At 69.5% G+C, this 18,483-nt stretch carries 15 protein-coding genes and 1 pseudogene; 15 read left to right on the forward strand and 1 reads right to left on the reverse strand.

The window, feature by feature from the left end; genetic code table 11:
* Nucleotides 1–3 precede the first annotated feature (3 nt).
* The 13 genes from IH00_RS0104660 to IH00_RS43805 all read left to right on the forward strand — a co-directional run bounded on the left by IH00_RS0104660 (nucleotide 4) and on the right by IH00_RS43805 (nucleotide 13,103).
* Nucleotides 4–1,434, forward strand: a complete 1,431-nt coding sequence (locus tag IH00_RS0104660) for a UDP-N-acetylmuramoyl-tripeptide--D-alanyl-D-alanine ligase (protein WP_031069856.1) — start codon at nucleotides 4–6, stop codon at nucleotides 1,432–1,434.
* Nucleotides 1,431–2,501: a phospho-N-acetylmuramoyl-pentapeptide-transferase gene (mraY, locus tag IH00_RS0104665; RefSeq protein WP_031069858.1), complete on the forward strand. Its 1,071-nt coding sequence runs from the start codon at nucleotides 1,431–1,433 to the stop codon at nucleotides 2,499–2,501. The genes IH00_RS0104660 and mraY overlap by 4 nt, the downstream gene beginning before the upstream one ends.
* Nucleotides 2,483–3,922 (forward strand): UDP-N-acetylmuramoyl-L-alanine--D-glutamate ligase, encoded by a 1,440-nt coding sequence (gene murD / locus IH00_RS0104670; RefSeq protein WP_031069861.1) that lies wholly within the window; start codon nucleotides 2,483–2,485, stop codon nucleotides 3,920–3,922. Before mraY ends, murD begins: the two co-directional genes overlap by 19 nt.
* A 59-nt stretch (nucleotides 3,923–3,981) precedes the next feature.
* On the forward strand, nucleotides 3,982–5,385 hold the full coding sequence (gene ftsW, locus IH00_RS0104675; protein WP_234334764.1) for a putative lipid II flippase FtsW: 1,404 nt from the start codon (nucleotides 3,982–3,984) through the stop codon (nucleotides 5,383–5,385).
* Between the two features lie 6 nt (nucleotides 5,386–5,391).
* Nucleotides 5,392–6,486 (forward strand): undecaprenyldiphospho-muramoylpentapeptide beta-N-acetylglucosaminyltransferase, encoded by a 1,095-nt coding sequence (gene murG / locus IH00_RS0104680; protein WP_031069865.1) that lies wholly within the window; start codon nucleotides 5,392–5,394, stop codon nucleotides 6,484–6,486.
* Nucleotides 6,487–6,510: 24 nt separating this feature from the next.
* Nucleotides 6,511–7,323, forward strand: a complete 813-nt coding sequence (locus tag IH00_RS0104685; RefSeq protein ID WP_031069867.1) for a cell division protein FtsQ/DivIB — start codon at nucleotides 6,511–6,513, stop codon at nucleotides 7,321–7,323.
* Between the two features lie 278 nt (nucleotides 7,324–7,601).
* Nucleotides 7,602–8,816 (forward strand): cell division protein FtsZ, encoded by a 1,215-nt coding sequence (gene ftsZ, locus IH00_RS0104690; RefSeq protein WP_031069869.1) that lies wholly within the window; start codon nucleotides 7,602–7,604, stop codon nucleotides 8,814–8,816.
* A 9-nt stretch (nucleotides 8,817–8,825) separates the two neighbouring features.
* On the forward strand, nucleotides 8,826–9,557 hold the full coding sequence (pgeF, locus tag IH00_RS0104695; protein ID WP_031069872.1) for a peptidoglycan editing factor PgeF: 732 nt from the start codon (nucleotides 8,826–8,828) through the stop codon (nucleotides 9,555–9,557).
* 6 nt (nucleotides 9,558–9,563) lie between these two features.
* Complete coding sequence (locus tag IH00_RS0104700; protein ID WP_031069874.1) at nucleotides 9,564–10,283, forward strand: YggS family pyridoxal phosphate-dependent enzyme; 720 nt, start codon at nucleotides 9,564–9,566, stop codon at nucleotides 10,281–10,283.
* Nucleotides 10,284–10,407: 124 nt separating this feature from the next.
* Entirely contained in the window at nucleotides 10,408–11,025 is a 618-nt protein-coding gene (locus IH00_RS0104705) for a cell division protein SepF (RefSeq protein WP_031069876.1), read from the forward strand.
* A 67-nt stretch (nucleotides 11,026–11,092) separates the two neighbouring features.
* Nucleotides 11,093–11,389 carry a YggT family protein gene (locus IH00_RS0104710; RefSeq protein ID WP_031069879.1) on the forward strand — a complete coding sequence of 99 codons (297 nt, stop codon included), beginning with the start codon at nucleotides 11,093–11,095 and terminating at the stop codon, nucleotides 11,387–11,389.
* A gap of 58 nt (nucleotides 11,390–11,447) precedes the next feature.
* The gene (locus IH00_RS0104715; protein ID WP_031069881.1) at nucleotides 11,448–12,533 is read left to right on the forward strand and encodes a DivIVA domain-containing protein; all 1,086 of its coding nucleotides are present in this window, start codon (nucleotides 11,448–11,450) and stop codon (nucleotides 12,531–12,533) included.
* A gap of 174 nt (nucleotides 12,534–12,707) precedes the next feature.
* Entirely contained in the window at nucleotides 12,708–13,103 is a 396-nt protein-coding gene (locus IH00_RS43805) for a hypothetical protein (protein WP_234334765.1), read from the forward strand.
* 21 nt (nucleotides 13,104–13,124) lie between these two features.
* On the opposite strand, the gene IH00_RS0104725 is transcribed toward IH00_RS43805, so the two are convergent.
* Nucleotides 13,125–14,327, reverse strand: coding sequence for an IS110 family RNA-guided transposase (locus IH00_RS0104725; protein WP_039946229.1), 1,203 nt, complete (start codon nucleotides 14,325–14,327; stop codon nucleotides 13,125–13,127).
* Nucleotides 14,328–16,158: 1,831 nt separating this feature from the next.
* On the opposite strand from IH00_RS0104725, the gene IH00_RS0104730 reads away from it, so the two are divergent.
* Both IH00_RS0104730 and IH00_RS0104735 read left to right on the forward strand, forming a co-directional pair.
* A complete protein-coding gene (locus tag IH00_RS0104730) occupies nucleotides 16,159–16,734 on the forward strand; it encodes a hypothetical protein (protein WP_031069886.1) in 576 nt (191 codons plus the stop codon).
* A gap of 900 nt (nucleotides 16,735–17,634) precedes the next feature.
* Nucleotides 17,635–18,351, forward strand: a pseudogene (locus IH00_RS0104735) (tyrosine-type recombinase/integrase); the annotation flags it as partial.
* Nucleotides 18,352–18,483: the final 132 nt, after the last annotated feature.

An 18,483-nucleotide genomic window follows, 5' to 3' on the forward strand; every position in this document is an offset into this window, starting at 1 on the left:
GTAGTGATCGCCCTCTCCCTCGCCGAGATCGCCGAAATCGTCGGCGGGCAGTCGCACGACATACCGGATCCGGCCATCCAGGTCACCGGGCCCGTCGTCCGCGATTCCCGCGAGATCGAACCCGGCAGCCTCTTCGTCGCCTTCGTCGGCGAACGCGTCGACGGCCACGACTACGCGCGCCAGGCCCTGGAGGCCGGCGCGGTGGCCGTCCTCGCCACCCGGCCGGTCGGCGTGCCCGCCGTCGTCGTCGACGACGTCCAGTCGGCCCTCGGCGCCCTCGCCCGCGCGGTCGTCGCCCGCCTGGGCACCCGCGTCGTCGCGCTGACCGGCTCGGCCGGCAAGACCAGCACCAAGGACCTCATCGCCCAGGTGCTCCAGCGCAAGGGACCCACCGTCTGGACGCCCGGCTCCCTCAACAACGAGATCGGCCTGCCGCTCACCGCGCTGCGCGCGACGAAGGACACCGAGCACCTCGTCCTGGAAATGGGAGCGCGCGGAATCGGCCACATCCGCTACCTGACCGAGCTGACCCCGCCGGGCATCGGGCTCGTCCTGAACGTGGGCAGCGCCCACATCGGCGAGTTCGGCGGCCGGGAGCAGATCGCCCAGGCCAAGGGCGAGCTCGTCGAGGCCCTGCCGTCCGCGGACGAGGGCGGCATCGCCGTGCTGAACGCCGACGACCCGCTCGTACGAGCCATGGAAAGCCGGACCCGCGCGCGCGTGACCCTCTTCGGCGAGGCCGACGACGCCCACATCCGTGCCGAGAATGTCCGTCTCACAGAGAACGGACAGCCCTCTTTCAGGCTTCACACACCCACCGGGTGCAGCGACGTGACCTTGCGCCTGTACGGTGAGCACCACGTGTCGAACGCGCTCGCCGCGGCCGCCGTCGCCCATGAGCTGGGCATGTCCGTCGACGAGATCGCCACCGCGCTCTCCGAGGCGGGCTCCCTCTCCCGCTGGCGCATGGAGGTCACCGAGCGTCCGGACGGTGTGACGATCGTCAACGACGCCTACAACGCGAACCCCGAGTCCATGCGGGCGGCCCTGCGCGCGCTCGCGGCCATGGGCAAGGCCGCACAGGTCAAGGGGGGCCGTACGTGGGCGGTGCTCGGCCAGATGGCCGAGCTCGGCGACGAGTCGCTCGCCGAGCACGACGCGGTCGGACGGCTCGCCGTCCGGCTCAACGTCAGCAAGCTCGTCGCAGTCGGGGGCAGGGAAGCGTCCTGGCTGCAACTGGGCGCATATAACGAGGGTTCGTGGGGTGAGGAGTCGGTGCACGTGTCCGACGCGCGGGCGGCGATCGACCTGTTGCGCAGTGAGCTGCGCCCGGGAGACGTCGTGCTGGTGAAGGCTTCCAGGTCGGTGGGGCTCGAGCGGGTGGCCCAGGCACTGCTTGAGAACACCGCCGAGGGCGAGGTCGCCGGCCGATGAGGCAGATCCTCTTCGCGGGGGCCATCGGGCTCTTCCTGACCCTGATCGGCACCCCGCTGCTGATCAAGCTCCTGGCCCGCAAGGGATACGGGCAGTTCATCCGGGATGACGGCCCCCGCACGCACGGCAGCAAGAAGGGCACGCCCACCATGGGCGGCATCTCCTTCATCCTCGCCACGCTCATCGCGTACGCCCTCGCCAAGGTCATCACCGGCGAGGACCCGACGTACTCGGGTGTCCTGGTGCTGTTCCTGATGGCCGGCATGGGTCTCGTCGGCTTCCTCGACGACTACATCAAGATCGTCAAGCAGCGTTCGCTCGGTCTGCGGGCCAAGGCGAAGATGGCCGGCCAGCTGATCGTCGGCGTCGCCTTCGCCGTCCTCGCACTCCAGTTCGCGGACGCCCGGGGTCAGACCCCGGCCTCCACCCGGCTCTCCTTCATCACCGACTTCGGCTGGTCCATCGGCCCGGTGCTGTTCGTGGTCTGGGCGCTGTTCATGATCCTGGCCATGTCCAACGGCGTGAACCTCACCGACGGTCTGGACGGCCTGGCCACCGGCGCCTCCGTGATGGTCTTCGGCGCGTACACCTTCATCGGGCTGTGGCAGTTCCAGGAGTCGTGCGCCAACGCGGACACCCTGACCAACCCGAACGCCTGCTTCGAGGTGCGCGACCCGCTCGACCTCGCCGTCGTCGCCTCCGCCCTCATGGGCGCCTGCTTCGGCTTCCTGTGGTGGAACACCTCGCCCGCGAAGATCTTCATGGGCGACACCGGCTCGCTCGCCCTGGGCGGCGCGCTCGCGGGTCTGGCCATCTGCTCCCGCACCGAGCTGCTGCTGGCCCTCCTGGGCGGCCTCTTCGTCCTCATCACCCTCTCCGTGATCATCCAGGTCGGCTCCTTCCGGATGACCGGCAAGCGGGTCTTCCGGATGGCTCCCCTCCAGCACCACTTCGAGCTCAAGGGGTGGTCCGAGGTGCTGGTCGTGGTCCGGTTCTGGATCATCCAGGGCATGTGCGTCATCGTGGGTCTGGGGCTCTTCTACGCGGGATGGGCAGCCGACAAGTGAGTACCACCTGGCAGGGCAAGAACGTCACCGTCGCCGGCCTGGGCGTGAGCGGCATCCCCGCCGCCCGGGTCCTGCACGGCCTCGGCGCGCGCGTCACGGTCGTCAACGACGGCGACGACGAGCGCTCCCGCGCGCAGGCCGCGCAGCTGGAGGCGGAGGGCATCACCGTCCGCCTCGGCGACGGCGCGACCCTGCCGGAGGGCACCGGACTCGTCGTCACCACGCCCGGCTGGGCGCCCGGCAAACCGCTGTTCGCCGCCGCCGCCGAGGCGGGCGTCCCGGTCTGGGGCGACGTCGAGCTGGCCTGGCGCCTGCGCGGGCGGACCGGCCGCAAGGCCGCACCGTGGCTGGCGGTCACCGGCACCAACGGCAAGACGACGACGGTACGGATGCTGGCGTCCATCCTGACGGCCGCGGGCCTGAGGACGGCGGCCGTCGGCAACATCGGGGTCTCCCTCCTCGACGCCGTGCTCGGCGAGGAGGAGTACGACGTGCTCGCCGTCGAGCTGTCCAGCTACCAGCTGCACTGGTCGCCGTCCCTGCGCGCGCACTCCGCCGCCGTGCTGAACCTGGCACCGGACCACCTGGACTGGCACGGCTCCATGGAGGACTACGCCGCCGACAAGGGCCGCATCTACGAGGGCAACCAGGTCGCCTGCGTCTACAACGTGCAGGACCCCGCCACCGAGGACCTGGTCCGGGCGGCGGACGTCGAGGAGGGGTGCCGCGCCATCGGCTTCACCCTCGGCACGCCCGGCCCGTCCCAGGTCGGCATCGTGGACGACCTCCTGGTGGACCGTGCCTTCGTCGAGAACCGGCAGAAGCAGGCGCAGGAGCTCGCCCAGGTGTCGGACATCGACCCGCCGGCCCCGCACAACATCGCCAACGCGCTCGCCGCGGCCGCCCTCGCCCGTGCCTTCGGCGTCGAGGCCAAGGCCGTGCGCGAGGGACTGCGCGCCTTCCGGCCCGACCCGCACCGCATCGAGCTCGTCGAGGAGGTCGGGGGCGTCCGCTACGTCGACGACTCCAAGGCGACCAACACGCACGCCGCCGAGGCGTCGCTGGCCGCGTACGACCCGATCGTCTGGATCGCGGGCGGCCTCGCCAAGGGGGCGACCTTCGACGAGCTGGTCGGCGCGTCCGCGGGGCGGCTGCGCGGGGTGGTCCTCATGGGCGCGGACCGCGCCCTGATCCGCGAAGCCCTCGCGCGACACGCCCCCGAGGTACCGGTCGTCGACCTCGACCGGACCGACACTGGGGCGATGTCCGCAGCGGTCCAGGAGGCGGCACGGCTGGCCCGGCCAGGGGATACGGTTCTGCTCGCCCCCGCCTGTGCCTCGATGGACATGTTCGCCAACTACAACAAGCGCGGCGAGGCGTTCGCGGACGCGGTCCGCGCACTCGCCGCCGGGCGCGCCTGACCAGCGACCAGGTCCGGTGGTGCCGGGCACGACTGGAGCGACTGGAGGGGACGGCGACCTTGCGGGCCCATCACACCGCCTCGTACGCACCGCACGCACCGATCGGGGCGGGCCTCGCCCTGCGCGGCCGGACAGCGGGACCGCGCCGGCCCCCCACCGCGCTCAAGGGGGGCCGGCTCCGCAGGGTCCCCGCTCCGCGCCCGCCGCGCGGCAGCACGGTGCGCGGCTGGTACGAGCGGGCGCGCCGGGCCTGGGACCGGCCCCTGACGGCGTACTACGTGATCCTCGGCGCCAGCCTGCTGATCACGGTCCTGGGGCTGGTGATGGTCTACTCGGCGTCCCAGATCAAGGCGCTGGAGCTGTCGCTGTCCGACACGTACTTCTTCCGCAAGCAGTTCCTCGCGGCCGCCATCGGGACCGGGCTGCTGCTCTTCGCCTCCCGCGTGCCGGCCAACCTGCACCGCGCGCTGGCGTACCCGCTGCTCGTGGGGACCGTCTTCCTGATGGTGCTCGTCCAGATCCCCGGGATAGGGCATTCCGTCAACGGCAACCAGAACTGGATCTACCTGGGCGGGCCCTTCCAGCTCCAGCCCAGCGAGTTCGGCAAGCTCGCCCTGATCCTGTGGGGCGCCGACCTGCTCGCCCGCAAGCAGGACAAGCGGCTGCTGACCCAGTGGAAGCACATGCTGGTGCCGCTGGTGCCGGTCGCGTTCCTGCTGCTCGGGCTGATCATGCTCGGCGGCGACATGGGCACCGCGATCATCCTCACCGCCATCCTCTTCGGCCTGCTGTGGCTGGCCGGCGCTCCCACCCGGATGTTCGTGGGCGTCCTGACCGTGGCCGCCGCGATCGGCGTGATGCTCATCAGGACCAGCGGCAACCGCATGGCCCGGCTCGCCTGCATCGGCGCCACCGAGCCCGGCCCCGGGGACTCGTGCTGGCAGGCGGTGCACGGCATCTATGCTCTGGCGTCGGGCGGATGGTTCGGTTCGGGCCTCGGTGCCAGTGTGGAAAAATGGGGGCAACTCCCCGAACCGCACACCGACTTCATCTTCGCCATCACCGGGGAGGAACTGGGGCTGGCGGGGACGCTGTCGGTACTCGCCCTGTTCGCGGCTCTAGGCTATGCGGGTATCCGCGTGGCCGGACGCACGGAGGACCCCTTCGTGAGGTACGCCGCGGGAGGTGTGACCACCTGGATCACGGCCCAGGCCGTGGTCAACATCGGTGCGGTGCTCGGCCTGCTGCCGATCGCCGGTGTCCCCCTCCCGCTGTTCTCCTACGGGGGTTCCGCCCTGCTGCCGACCATGTTCGCCGTCGGTCTGCTGATCGCCTTCGCGCGAGAGGAGCCTGCGGCGAGAGCGGCCCTGGCCATGCGCCAGCCCGTGTTCGGCAAGAGGGCCGGGGTGAGTTGGAAGTCGATGCGACGGCGCGTCAAGAAGCGTCCGTCCGGAGAGCGGTGAATTTCGGTGCATGTCGTACTCGCCGGTGGGGGGACCGCCGGCCACATCGAGCCCGCGCTCGCCCTCGCGGACGCCCTGCGCAGGCAGGACCCGACCGTGGGGATCACGGCCCTCGGTACGGAGCGGGGTCTGGAGACCCGGCTCGTACCGGAGCGGGGCTACGAGCTGGCGCTCATCCCCGCCGTCCCGCTGCCCCGCAAGCCCACACCCGAGCTGATCACCGTCCCCGGGCGGCTGCGCGGCACGATCAAGGCCGCCGAGCAGATCCTGGAGCGCACCAAGGCCGACTGCGTGGTCGGCTTCGGCGGTTACGTGGCTCTGCCCGGCTATCTGGCGGCCAAACGGCTCGGTGTGCCGATCGTGGTCCACGAGGCGAACGCCCGGCCGGGCCTCGCCAACAAGATCGGTTCGCGGTACGCGGCCGGGGTCGGTGTCGCCACCCCGGACAGCAAGCTCCGCGGCGCCCGCTACATCGGCATCCCGCTGCGGCACACCATCGCCACGCTCGACCGCGCCCGGGTCCGCCCGGAGGCGCGCGCGGCCTTCGGCCTCGACCCGAACCTGCCGACGCTGCTGGTCTCCGGCGGCTCGCAGGGCGCCCGCCGCCTCAACGAGGTGGTCCAGCAGGTCGCCCCGGTGCTCCAGCGCTCCGGCATCCAGATCCTGCACGCGGTCGGCCCGAAGAACGAACTGCCGCACGTCGACAACATGCCGGGTATGCCCCCGTACATCCCGGTATCGTATGTGGACCGGATGGACCTCGCCTACGCGGCGGCGGACATGATGCTCTGCCGCGCGGGTGCGATGACCGTCGCCGAGCTCTCCGCCGTCGGGCTGCCCGCCGCGTACGTGCCGCTGCCGATCGGCAACGGCGAACAGCGGCTCAACGCCCAGCCGGTGGTCAAGGCCGGCGGCGGCCTGCTGGTCGACGACGCGGAGCTGACCCCCGAGTGGGTCCAGGGCAATGTCCTGCCCGTGCTCTCCGACCCGCACCGGCTGTACGAGATGTCCCGGGCCGCGAGCGAGTTCGGCCGCCGGGACGCCGACCAGCTGCTCGTCGGCATGGTCTACGAGGCGATCGCGGCGCGCCACAGGGCGTAGGAGCAGCCGCAGGAGGCAGGGAGCATGGCCGGACCGACGACGACCGCCGCCCAGCGGGGCGCCCGCAGGACCAACGGCACGTCGTCGGCCCGGTCCCGGCCCTCCCGTCCGGGGCCGCGGGGCGGCCGCACGCGCCTGCCCTCGCCCCGGACCGTCCTGGTGGTCCTGGCCGCCCTCGCCCTCGTCGCCTCGACCGTCTGGGTGCTCTACGGCTCGAAGTGGCTGCGGGTCCGGGACGTCACCGTCTCCGGCACCCGGGTCCTGGCGCCGGCCCGGGTCGAGGCGGTCGCGGCAGTGCCGCTGGGCTCGCCGCTCGCCTCGGTGGACACCGATGCCATCGCCGAGCGCCTGCGGCGCGAGCTGCCCAGGATCGACTCCGTGGACGTCGTCCGCTCCTGGCCGGACGGGATCGCCCTCGAAGTGACCGAGCGCAAGCCCGTCCTGCTGCTGGAGCAGGGCACGAAGTTCGTGGAAGTGGACCGGAAGGGTGTGCGTTTCGCCACGGTCGACCGGCAGCCGCGCGGTGTCCCCCTGCTCCGGCTGACGGCCGATCAGTCCCCGAGCCTGCGCCGCTTCGACACCGAACGGCTCATCCGGGAGGCGGTGGGAGTGGCCGGCGAGCTCCCGGCCGCGGTGGCCAGGGACACCCGGATCGTCGGCGTCCGCTCGTACGACTCCATCACCCTGGAGCTGACCCGGAACCGGACGGTCGTGTGGGGGAGCGGCGAGGCCGGCGAGGCGAAAGCGCGTGCGCTCACCGCACTCATGAAAGCATCCCCCAAAGCGGGGCACTTCGACGTGAGTGCACCCACAGCGCCCGCCGCGTCGCGGAGTTGACGCACATATGCCCTGGCCAGCACCCTGGTTGGTCAGCGCTATGGGTGATCACATAGGGTGAAAAGAAAAACGGGAGGTTCGGCGTGTTCGTTGAACGTGCGCCACTTGTCGACTTAGTGTCCTGTTCGGAAGAGTCCAGCGAACAGAGACACTGGTAACCCTAAACTTCAACGTTAGGGTTTGGGTCGGCGTTTCGGACCGTCCCATCGGCATCCGTCGTCGCGGCGCGAGACCACCGCGAAGTGGCGACACGTAACTCGAGGCGAGAGGCCTTCGACGTGGCAGCACCGCAGAACTACCTCGCAGTCATCAAGGTCATCGGTGTCGGCGGCGGTGGTGTCAATGCCATCAACCGAATGATCGAGGTCGGTCTCAAGGGCGTCGAGTTCATCGCCATCAACACCGACGCGCAAGCACTGTTGATGAGCGACGCCGACGTCAAGCTCGACGTCGGCCGCGAACTCACCCGCGGCCTCGGGGCCGGAGCCAACCCGGCAGTCGGCCGCAAGGCGGCAGAGGACCACCGTGAGGAGATCGAGGAGGTCCTCAAGGGGGCCGACATGGTCTTCGTCACCGCCGGCGAAGGCGGCGGCACCGGCACCGGCGGCGCCCCCGTCGTCGCCAACATCGCGCGCTCCCTGGGCGCCCTGACGATCGGTGTGGTGACGCGGCCGTTCACCTTCGAGGGCCGGCGCCGCGCCAACCAGGCGGAGGACGGCATCGCCGAGCTCCGCGAAGAGGTCGACACCCTCATCGTCATCCCGAACGACCGGCTGCTGTCCATCTCGGACCGCCAGGTCAGCGTGCTGGACGCCTTCAAGTCCGCCGACCAGGTGCTGCTGTCCGGCGTCCAGGGCATCACCGACCTCATCACCACCCCGGGCCTCATCAACCTCGACTTCGCCGACGTCAAGTCGGTCATGTCCGAGGCGGGCTCCGCGCTCATGGGCATCGGCTCGGCCCGGGGCGACGACCGGGCGGTGGCGGCCGCCGAGATGGCGATCTCCTCGCCGCTCCTCGAAGCCTCCATCGACGGTGCCCGCGGCGTGCTGCTCTCCATCTCCGGCGGGTCGGACCTCGGTCTCTTCGAGATCAACGAGGCCGCCCAGCTGGTCAGCGAGGCCGCCCACCCCGAGGCCAACATCATCTTCGGTGCGGTCATCGACGACGCGCTCGGCGACGAGGTGCGGGTCACGGTCATCGCGGCCGGGTTCGACGGCGGGCAGCCGCCCGCGCGACGGGACAACATCCTCGGCGCCTCGTCCACCGCCAAGCGCGACGAGCCGGCCCCCGTGCAGCGCGACAGCTCCCGCTCCGTCGGCGGACTCGGCACCGTCCCGGTCCGTGAGGAGCCGCCGGCCGTCCCGGTCGAGCCGGCCCCGGTCGCGACCGACTCCCCGCTGTCCACGGTCAACCCGACGGCGGTGCCGCCGGCCCGCCCCTACCCGGACACCTCCGCCGAAGAGCTGGACGTCCCGGACTTCCTGAAGTGACCGTGTGACGTGATAGGACAGCGCGACACCGTGAACGGCGCGCACTTCGCCTTCACCGACAGGTGGGGCGGGGTGAGCGCCGTTCCGTACGAAGAGCTCAACCTCGGCGGGGCGGTCGGGGACGACCCCGCCGCCGTGCGGACCAACCGCCGGCGCGTGGCCGGTGCGCTGGGGCTCGACCCGGAGCGGGTCGTCTGGATGAACCAGGTCCACGGCCGGGACGTCGCCGTGGTCGACGGGCCCTGGCCCGCGGACCGGGAGGTCCCTCCCGTGGACGGCGTGGTCACCGCCCGGCGCGGGCTGGCGCTCGCCGTGCTCACCGCGGACTGCACCCCGGTGCTGCTCGCCGACCCGGTCGCGGGTGTGGTGGGCGCGGCCCACGCGGGGCGCCCCGGGATGGTCGCGGGCGTGGTGCCCGCCGCCGTCGAGGCCATGATCGCGCTCGGCGCCGAACCGTCCCGCATCACCGCCCGGACCGGCCCGGCTGTCTGCGGGCGGTGCTACGAGGTCCCGGAGGCCATGCGCGCGGAGGTCGCCGCCGTCGTACCGGAGGCGCACTCGGAGACGAGTTGGGGCACTCCGGCCGTGGACGTCACTGCCGGCGTACTCGCGCAGCTCGACGCGCTGGGGGTGTGCGACCGGCGCGCGTCGGAGATCTGCACGCGTGAATCGCGCGACCACTACTCGTACCGCCGCGACCGCACCACCGGGCGGCTCGCCGGATATGTCTGGCTGGACTGATACCTCATGACGGACCGCAAGACTCAGCTCGCCGAGAACCTGGCGCGAGTGGAGGAACGAATCTCTGCAGCGTGCGAGGCCGCCGGACGCAAGCGGGAGGACGTGACCCTGATCGTGGTCACCAAGACCTACCCGGCGAGCGACGTGCGGCTGCTGCACGAGCTGGGCATCCGGCACGTCGCCGAGAACCGCGACCAGGACGCGGCTCCCAAGGCGGCCGCCTGCGCGGATCTCGATCTGACCTGGCACTTCGTCGGTCAGCTTCAGACCAATAAAGTCCGTTCCGTAGCGAGTTATGCGCATCTGGTGCAGTCGATCGACCGACTGAAGCTGGTGACCGCACTGTCCGCCGCCGCCGTCCGCACCGGGCGCGAACTGGGGTGCCTCATCCAGGTCGCCCTCGACGCGGGGGCGGGCGAACGGGGGGAGCGGGGCGGGGTGGCTCCGGACGGCATCGAGGAGTTGGCCGGCGCGGTGGCGGCCGCGCCCGGGCTGCGGCTCGACGGACTCATGACGGTGGCGCCGCTGGCCGGCCCGTACGCCGGGCGCGAACGGGCGGCATTCGATCGGCTGATGGAATTCTCATCAAGCCTGCGCGCGGCCCATCCGGCTGCGAACATGGTGTCAGCAGGGATGAGTGCGGACCTCGAGGACGCCGTGGCGGCCGGAGCGACACATGTACGCATCGGTACGGCGGTACTCGGAGACCGACCCCGGCTCGGGTAACGTCGCGAAGCAAGTCGGACCACAGCAGAAAATATGGTCATTTCCGCCGAACAGCGGACAGGCCCAGTGGATCGCGGGCACGAGCTGACGTTGCCGATCCACCACAGAGCGGAGGACTCAGAGCATGGCCGGCGCGATGCGCAAGATGGCGGTCTACCTCGGCCTCGTGGAGGACGATGGGTACGACGGCCGGGGCTTCGACCCCGATGACGACTTCGAACCCGAGCTGGAGCCGGAGCCCGAGCGGGACCGGCGGCGCCACTCGCAGCCCCCGCTCCAGGCGGAGCGGGAGGAACCGGTACGTGTCGTACCGCAACCACCGGTCCAGCGGGAACCGGTTCCGCTTCCCGCTGAAAGCGGACGACCCGCCCGAATCGCCCCCGTGGCATCCATCACACCTGAACGTCCGAGCCTGGAGAAGAACGCACCGGTGATCATGCCCAAGGTCGTGTCCGAGCGGGAGCCCTACCGCATCACCACGCTGCACCCGCGGACCTACAACGAGGCCCGTACCATCGGGGAACACTTCCGCGAGGGCACGCCTGTGATCATGAACCTCACGGAGATGGACGACACGGACGCGAAGCGACTTGTCGACTTTGCCGCCGGTCTGGTCTTCGGCCTGCATGGCAGCATTGAGCGAGTGACGCAGAAGGTGTTCCTGTTGTCGCCTGCTAACGTCGATGTCACGGCGGAGGACAAGGCCCGCATCGCAGAGGGCGGATTCTTCAACCAGAGCTGAGAGCACGACACCGGGAACGGCCGGCCGGGAGGCCGACGGACATGGCCAGGGGAGAGGGAAGCGCGGAATGAGCGTCGCACTGCAGGTGATCTACATCGCTCTGATGTGCTTCCTCGTCCTGCTGTTTTTCCGGTTGGTCATGACATACGTCTTCCAGTTCGCCCGTTCATGGGAACCCGGCAAGGCGATGGTGGTCGTTCTTGAGGCCACCTACACTGTCACCGATCCACCACTGAAGCTTCTGCAGCGGTTCATCCCACCGTTGCGTCTCGGGGGCGTGGCACTCGACCTGTCCTTCTTCGTTCTGATGATCATCGTCTACATCCTCCTCAACATCGTGGGTGGCTTCGCGATGAGGGTGTGAGGGTTGTAGCGATTACGGTCCTGCCGACTGCCGACGACTACGTAGAGGTGAAGAAGAGATGCCGCTGACCCCCGAGGACGTGCGGAACAAGCAGTTCACGACCGTCCGCCTCCGAGAAGGCTATGACGAGGACGAGGTCGATGCCTTCCTCGACGAGGTCGAAGCCGAGCTGACGCGCCTGCTCCGCGAGAACGAGGACCTGCGCGCCAAGCTGGCCGCTGCCACGCGCGCGGCCGCGCAGAACCAGCAGCAGCAGGGTATGCGCAAGCCGCCGGAGCAGCAGGACCGGCCCGTGGGTCCCGGCGCTCCCGTACCCGCCGGGATATCGGGTCCGCCGGTCCAGCAGCAGCCCCCGCAGATGGGTCCCCCCCAGCTGCCCGGTGGTGCTCCTCAGCTGCCGGCCGGTCCCAGCCACGGCGGCCCGCAGGGCCAGCACGGCCCCGGCCCCATGCAGGGCGGCCCGATGGGCGGCCCGATGGGCGGTCCCATGGGTGGCCCCATGGGGGGTCACGGCCCGCAGATGCCGCAGCCCGGTCAGGGCCCCGGCGGCGACAGCGCGGCCCGCGTCCTCTCCCTCGCCCAGCAGACCGCCGACCAGGCGATCGCGGAGGCCCGTTCCGAGGCCAACAAGATCGTCGGCGAGGCCCGGTCGCGCGCCGAGGGTCTGGAGCGCGACGCCCGCGCCAAGGCGGACGCCCTGGAGCGGGACGCGCAGGAGAAGCACCGCGTCGCGATGGGCTCGCTGGAGTCGGCCCGCGCCACGCTGGAGCGCAAGGTCGAGGACCTGCGCGGCTTCGAGCGCGAGTACCGCACGCGCCTGAAGTCGTACCTGGAGAGCCAGCTGCGCCAGCTGGAGACCCAGGCCGACGACTCGCTGGCCCCGCCGCGGACCCCGTCCGCCGCGCCGTCGCTGCCGCCGTCCCCGTCGATGGCGTCCGCGGGTGCGAGCGGCCCGTCGTACGGTGGCAACCAGACGATGGGCGGCAACCCGACGATGGGCGGTGCCCCGTCGTACGGCGGCCAGCAGCAGATGTCGCCGGCGATGACCCAGCCGATGGCGCCGGTGCGTCCGCAGGCGCCGCAGCCGATGCAGCAGGCTCCGTCGCCGATGCGCGGCTTCCTCATCGACGAGGACGACAACTGACGGGGGCGGTCACGCGATGACCGCGTAGCCGTCGGCCGGCAGGCTGTAGGGCCGGGGCCCGGGACACATGTCCCGGGCCCCGGCCCTTTGCCATGGGGTGTGCGGGCCGGCCGCCGATCGCCGTCCGCCCGGGGGGGGGTGCCCCTATCTAGTTCATCAAGGTGCCGGGTTAGGTTGCTGGTGATGCCGGCTGGGGAGGGAGATGCGGTGGGGGCGGCAGATGGAGGGCCGAAGGGGCGGCCCGTCGAAGAGTGGCGGGACGTCTATGACCTGCTGGCTGCCGTTCGGCAGCGGCCGAATGCATGGGTGCGAAACGGCTCATTGCAGGAACTGGCGGTGATGATGTTCGGCTACCACCTCGCCCTTCAGGTCCACGATGTCCACGAGGTGTTCGAGTTCCACCGTGGAAGTGGAGGGTTTGCCTCTTGGCTCAGCAGGACCCGTGGATGGTCGATGGCGACCGGGTGGGACGCTGCGATCACGGAAAACCTGCCTGGCGAACCTCCGCTTGAAGCCTTCTTCCGGCTCGTGGACGAGTACCGAGGGTTCGCAGGTCAGCAAGGGTTGTAAACCCCTCGGCCTGGTGTCTGCTCAAACTGAACGCGCGGGTTGGGGTTCGTAGAAGGTTCCGTCGCGGAGCATTGCGAACAGCACGTCGGCCCGGCGTCTGGCGAGGCAGAGCAGGGCTTGGGTGTGGTGTTTGCCTTGGGCGATCTTCTTGTCGTAGTAGGCCCGGGATGCCGGGTCGCCCAGGGCGGCGAACGCGGAGAGGAAGAAGGCACGTTTGAGCTGCTTGTTTCCCCGTCTGGAGGGCTGTTCACCGCGGATCGAGGAGCCTGAGCTGCGGGTCGCCGGGGCGAGTCCGGCGTAGGCGGCGAGGTGGCCGGCGGTCGGGAAGGTGCTGCCGTCGCCGACCTCGATCAGGATGCGGGCTCCGGTCCTGGCGCCGATTCCCGGCATCGAGGTCAGGACCTTCGAAAGAGGGTGGGCCTCCAGCAGTTCCTCGATCCGCCCGGCCAGCAGCTTGCGCTGTTCAAGGACGGCGGCCAGCGATCCGGCCAGGCTCGGGACGATCAGCGCAGCCGCCTCGGTCCCCGGAACGGTCACGGTCTGCTCGTCCAGCGCGTCGAAGATCTCTTCGACCAGCCGCTCGGCCATCCTCGGAGCCTTTGGCCGCAGCAGGGTGACCAGCCGCCGCCGTCCGGCCTTGCGGATCTGGGCCGGGGACCCGAACCGTTCCAGCAGCATCAGGACGGCCGGGTGCTGCAGCCGCGGCCCCAGGACCCGTTCCAGCGACGGGTGGATCTGTGTCAGCAGGCCGTGGAGCCGGTTGGCAACCCTGGTGGCCTCGCCGGCCAGGTCGTCGTCGAAGCCGACGATCATCTCCAGTTCGGCGATCGTCTCGTCCTCGCCGTCGATCGCCCGCAGCGTGTGAGGCATCGCGCGTGCGGCGTCGGCGATGATGAACGCGTCCCTCGCGTCGGTCTTGGCCTCGCCCGGGTAGAGGTCGGCAATTCGCCGCATCGTTAATCCGGGCAGGTAGGCGATTGGGCAGCCCATGTCCCGTGCGACTGCGAGCGGCAGGGCGCCGATCGAGGCCGGCTGGTCGACCACGACCAGCACTGTTCCGTGCTTGGCCTGGAGTTTCGCGAAGAGCTCGCGGAGCTTGGGCTCGGTGTTGGGCAGGCGCTTGTCGAACGCCTTCTTGCCGGCGGGGGTGACGGCGGTGGCGTGGTGTTCGCCCTTGCCGACGTCCAGGCCGAGGAAGACGTCGATGTCGCCGGTGTCGATCACGTGCAAGCCCCTCCATCACGCTTTCGTCCGGCCTTGCCAGGGCACCGAGCTGCCACATCCACGTTACGGAGAGCTCTTCCGGCTCGGGTGAAGCCGGTGCTCAAGCCCCTCATCAGCGGTTCGTCGATGCCTCCGGGCCCGGTGACACCACCCCCCGGATCATCAACAACAAGGGGGGGAAGTCATGCCGGACCCGAAGGCCGGAGGCCCCATTGCGGAGCCACGAAAACGGTAACGGGGGGGCGGCGCGTCGCCGGCGATGGCCGTCCACGCGGCGGTTCGCGCGCGTGTGCACCCTCGACGAACCGCCGGCCAAGGGCCAGCGGTCCCATTCCGCCTCGGGTCTCGGGCAGCGTGGCCGCCGGTGAGGACGTTCGCCACCTGATCGCCCAGCCGGAAGACCCCAGGCGCACCGCTCCGGGGGCTTCGCTTGCCCGAAGGCCCCAGCCATCAGCGTGCCGGGGGCTTTCGTAGTGGTGGGCGCGGACGGTCTCGAACCGCCACAGTCTGCTCCATCAGGTCGACCAGCACGGCTGTACGGGCCTCTCTTCCTTGCACCGACGACTCCCGCATGGCTGCCTCGAGCTGCCCGTGTCCCCTGTCGTGATGTCACCTGGTGATGTCATGACTCGGTGCTGTCCTGAGGTGCTGCCGCCACGCGGCTCGCAGACCTTCGAGCTCGGCTCGGGGAAACGACCGGCCCCACTGAGACTCGTAGGCTTCCTCGCCCAGTTCGTGGACGATCCGGTCGAAGGGCCGGACAACCGACCGGGCGAGTACCGTGATCGTATGGCGCCCTGACTTCGCATCCCCCCGACGCGAACTCTACGGAAGGTCCCGGACGTAGACAAGAAGATCGTAGACAGGACCCTCCGGACCTATAACTCCCATCTCAGTCGCGTTGAGGTTCTCACCTACGATGATCTCCTCGATGCTGCTGACAGAGCGCTGCGCTTCGAGAACGACGCTCTATCGGACTCCAACCCTGAATCGATTTCAGACAGACCATCCTGATCCTTCCCGGGCGGTCGCCGGCTTCGTGTAAACCGCACGTCGCGCTGCTATCACCCCATCTGCCGCCGACCCACACGGTGTGAGCTGGGCAGGCTTTGAGGGCTTGCCTGAATCGGCGGCGGGCAAATCCCTACCCGCCAGGAAACAGCCGATGGCCAGTTCGACCAGTCGGCCCACGCATCTGCGCGCCGCCGGGCGCGGCCGGGCATGGACGACTGTTCTCGTGCGCCTTCGTTGCCGTCAGTCTGCCGTCAGGTCCAAGCCTCAACAGACAGTGACCTGAGCTTGGGAATCACCGTGCTTCTGGGCGTGGTTGGCGACCTGACCAGCGGAAACGGGTGTCAAGGTGAAGCCATGGGCTCTTGCTGGCACCCGCTGTTGACCGTGGTTTACCGACCTGTCGGGCACGGATCGGGCACGGTGCTGAGCACCACTTTAGGAGCGAGGTGGGGCAACTTCGGGCCTGACCTGGGTCATGCTGGCTCCCGTGCCGACGGCCTCGAAGCCCCGTTCGCAGCCGCCGTTCCCCGTGAGTCCCCGCTCCTTCTGGCACGCCTGTGGCACGGGCTGACTCTCTCGATGCGAACTATCGGCAGTTCGGCCGCTGAGGTCTCCCGGTGTGGTTACGCAGCCTAGTGCGGTCGACCAGGATCATCCGGGAGCGGCACGGTTGCTGCACTTCGCTGCTGTACGCCTTATGCCTGGGTTGCCAGTCGGGACGGTGGACACCGTCGGCCGCTGTCTGGCCAGTCGATCCACTGCCGTCAGAGGTTCCGTTCAAGATGGCCTGTCACTGGCAAGCCCTATCGTCGGCGCCATGGGTGATCACTTCCAGACCATCGTTGACCTCGATGCCACGCCTGCCGAGGCTTCGGCGCTCGCAGTCCGCGCCCTCGATTGGCTCGTTCGAGAGGGGATCGTGCTCGCCAGACGGGCTGACTGCTTGCTTGGAGCACGGTCGGGAAACCCACCCGGCGAGCAATGGGCGAAGGCAGTCAGCGAGCCGGACTGGGAGCCGACGGACGGCCTCAAGATTGAGACTGGACGCACGGTTTTCCATGGTGGACAGGGCGATGCGCAGTACGCGACCTGCCCGCGGTGCGCCAGCCGGACCTACTTCTACACCGAAACCTGGGACAGCATAGAGGGGGCCAGCGAAGCGTTCGATGGTGCCTTCAACGCCTGGCACAAGACCGGAGAGGCGACCGTCGCGTGCCAGCACTGCGGGTCGGCCTCTGACCTCCGCGCCTGGACGTGGGCTGACGACTACTTCGCGTTCGCCTACCTTGGCTTCGAGTTCTGGAACTGGCCCGAGTTCGCGCCTCAGTTTCTGGCTGACTTCGCCCAAGTGCTCGACGGTCACCGAGTAGTGCGCGTCTGGGGAAAGCTATGAGGACCGGAGTTCACGCCAGAAGCCGAAGAAGTGACGCGGGGCCTCGCTGACCTGGGGCCTCCTGAGCGACCAATGCTGTGACCTGCGGCTTAGCTGTCGATGGTTGTCAACGTTGGTCGCTGTCGGCTGCCCTCGGACGGCCCCGAGACGGCCCAGCGTCCTCTATGCACGTTGTTCTGCGAACTGCTGCGGCTGGCAGCCCTTGTTTGCTGAGATCTACGTGTGAGCGACACACTCATAACCACTGTGATTGCGGCCGCCTCCGCCTTCTCGGCGTCAGGCCTTGCCTCCTGGCTTGCGCTGCGCGGTGTGCGACAGCAAGTCACTACACAGCGAGCGCTGGCGGAGGAAGACCGTGCTGATCGCCGCGAAGCGGAGAATCGGGCTGTGCGCCGAGATGCTTACGCGCAGTTCATCGCTACCGCTATTCGTTGCGCGGGGCTGATTCGCGACGCCAGAGAAGCCGGCACCTCCGACGAGACATACCGTGAGCGTTTCCGAGCAGCTCAGAGCGGGCTTTCAGAGATCATCCAAGCGCAAGCGATCGTGACTGTGGAAGGACCGGCCGCGGTAGCAGGTGCCGCTACCCGCGCGCGCTGGAGTCTTGGGCGGGAGCTTGAAGCTGTAGATGGGTGCCGTCGTGGCGTGGACACAGACGAGGGTGTAGTCAGTGCTGGGCGAGCCCGGCTACAGGCCGTAACAGAAATGGCGAACGCAGCCAGGCGAGCTTTTGGCGATGCTGAAGGAGATCCGGTTGCTGCCCCTTGCGTAGGTTTCACTGCACCACCGGCTGGCAGTTAGCGTCGCGCAGGAGGTCGGTGGAGCGGCTTTGGGCGGGAGCTGCCATGGGGCGAGAGATCGGGGCCCGTAAGCTTGCCGCGACTCGGGCAGTCTCTGGACCTGCGCAGCGCGCTCAGCGCCGCCTGTCGGGAGGAGCTGATCACCAGGAACGTGGTCAAGCTCGTACCAGCCCCGCGGGTGCAGCAGAGGGAGCTGAAGCCGTGGGACCTGGAACAGACGACGACCTTCCTGGAGGCGGCGCGCGGCGACGCGCTGTACGCCGCGTTCGTCCTGGCCGTGGCCCTCGGGCTGCGCCGGGGGGAGGTTCTCGGGCTGCGGTGGTCGGACATCGACCTGGAGCGTCGCACCCTCACCGTGCGGAACCAGATCCAGCGGGTGCAGCACGAGCTGTACGCGGACTCCACGAAGAACCGCCGGACCCGCGCCGTCCCTCTCCCCCTCATGTGCGTGCCGCCACTGCGCTGGCAGCGCCTCCGGCAGGCTGCGCAGCAGCTCGCCGCAGGGGAAGACTGGCAGGACAGTGACTACGTCTTCACAACCCGCACCGGTCGCACGGTTGAGCCGATGAACCTCAGCCGCTCGTTCCAGCGCATCACGGAGGCAGCGGGACTACCCCGGATCCGGCTGCACGACGCCCGGCACGGGTGCGCGACGCTCCTGTTCGCCGCGGGCGTGCCGGCGCGGGTCGTTATGGAGATCCTGGGGCACTCCCAGATCGCCGTCACGATGAACGTGTACACCCACGTCTCCGACGAGCACCGGAGGGAGGCGATGGGGCACATGGACCGGCTGCTCCGCCGGCGCCGTCCCGAGTGAGACTGCCGTCAATCACTACCGTCGAAGGCCCCCGCAAGATGACCTGCGGGGGCCTTTGTGCTGGTGGGCGCGGACGGTTTCGAACCGCCGACATCTGCTTTGTAAGTTCGATCCGAGTCTGTTCCGGCTGCT

The sequence above is a fragment of the Streptomyces sp. NRRL S-118 genome, assembly GCF_000716335.1.
In the GTDB taxonomy this organism is placed as follows: domain Bacteria; phylum Actinomycetota; class Actinomycetes; order Streptomycetales; family Streptomycetaceae; genus Streptomyces.

Bases quoted from the DNA above. Each gene is read 5' to 3' on its own strand.
- IH00_RS0104715 (WP_031069881.1), top strand. From the start codon at position 11,448: ATGCCGCTGACCCCCGAGGACGTGCGGAACAAGCAGTTCACGACCGTC.
- IH00_RS0104685 (WP_031069867.1), top strand. From the start codon at position 6,511: ATGGCCGGACCGACGACGACCGCCGCCCAGCGGGGCGCCCGCAGGACC.
- mraY (WP_031069858.1), top strand. From the start codon at position 1,431: ATGAGGCAGATCCTCTTCGCGGGGGCCATCGGGCTCTTCCTGACCCTG.
- murD (WP_031069861.1), top strand. From the start codon at position 2,483: ATGGGCAGCCGACAAGTGAGTACCACCTGGCAGGGCAAGAACGTCACC.
- IH00_RS0104705 (WP_031069876.1), top strand. From the start codon at position 10,408: ATGGCCGGCGCGATGCGCAAGATGGCGGTCTACCTCGGCCTCGTGGAG.
- IH00_RS0104730 (WP_031069886.1), top strand. From the start codon at position 16,159: ATGGGTGATCACTTCCAGACCATCGTTGACCTCGATGCCACGCCTGCC.
- IH00_RS0104710 (WP_031069879.1), top strand. From the start codon at position 11,093: ATGAGCGTCGCACTGCAGGTGATCTACATCGCTCTGATGTGCTTCCTC.
- IH00_RS0104700 (WP_031069874.1), top strand. From the start codon at position 9,564: ATGACGGACCGCAAGACTCAGCTCGCCGAGAACCTGGCGCGAGTGGAG.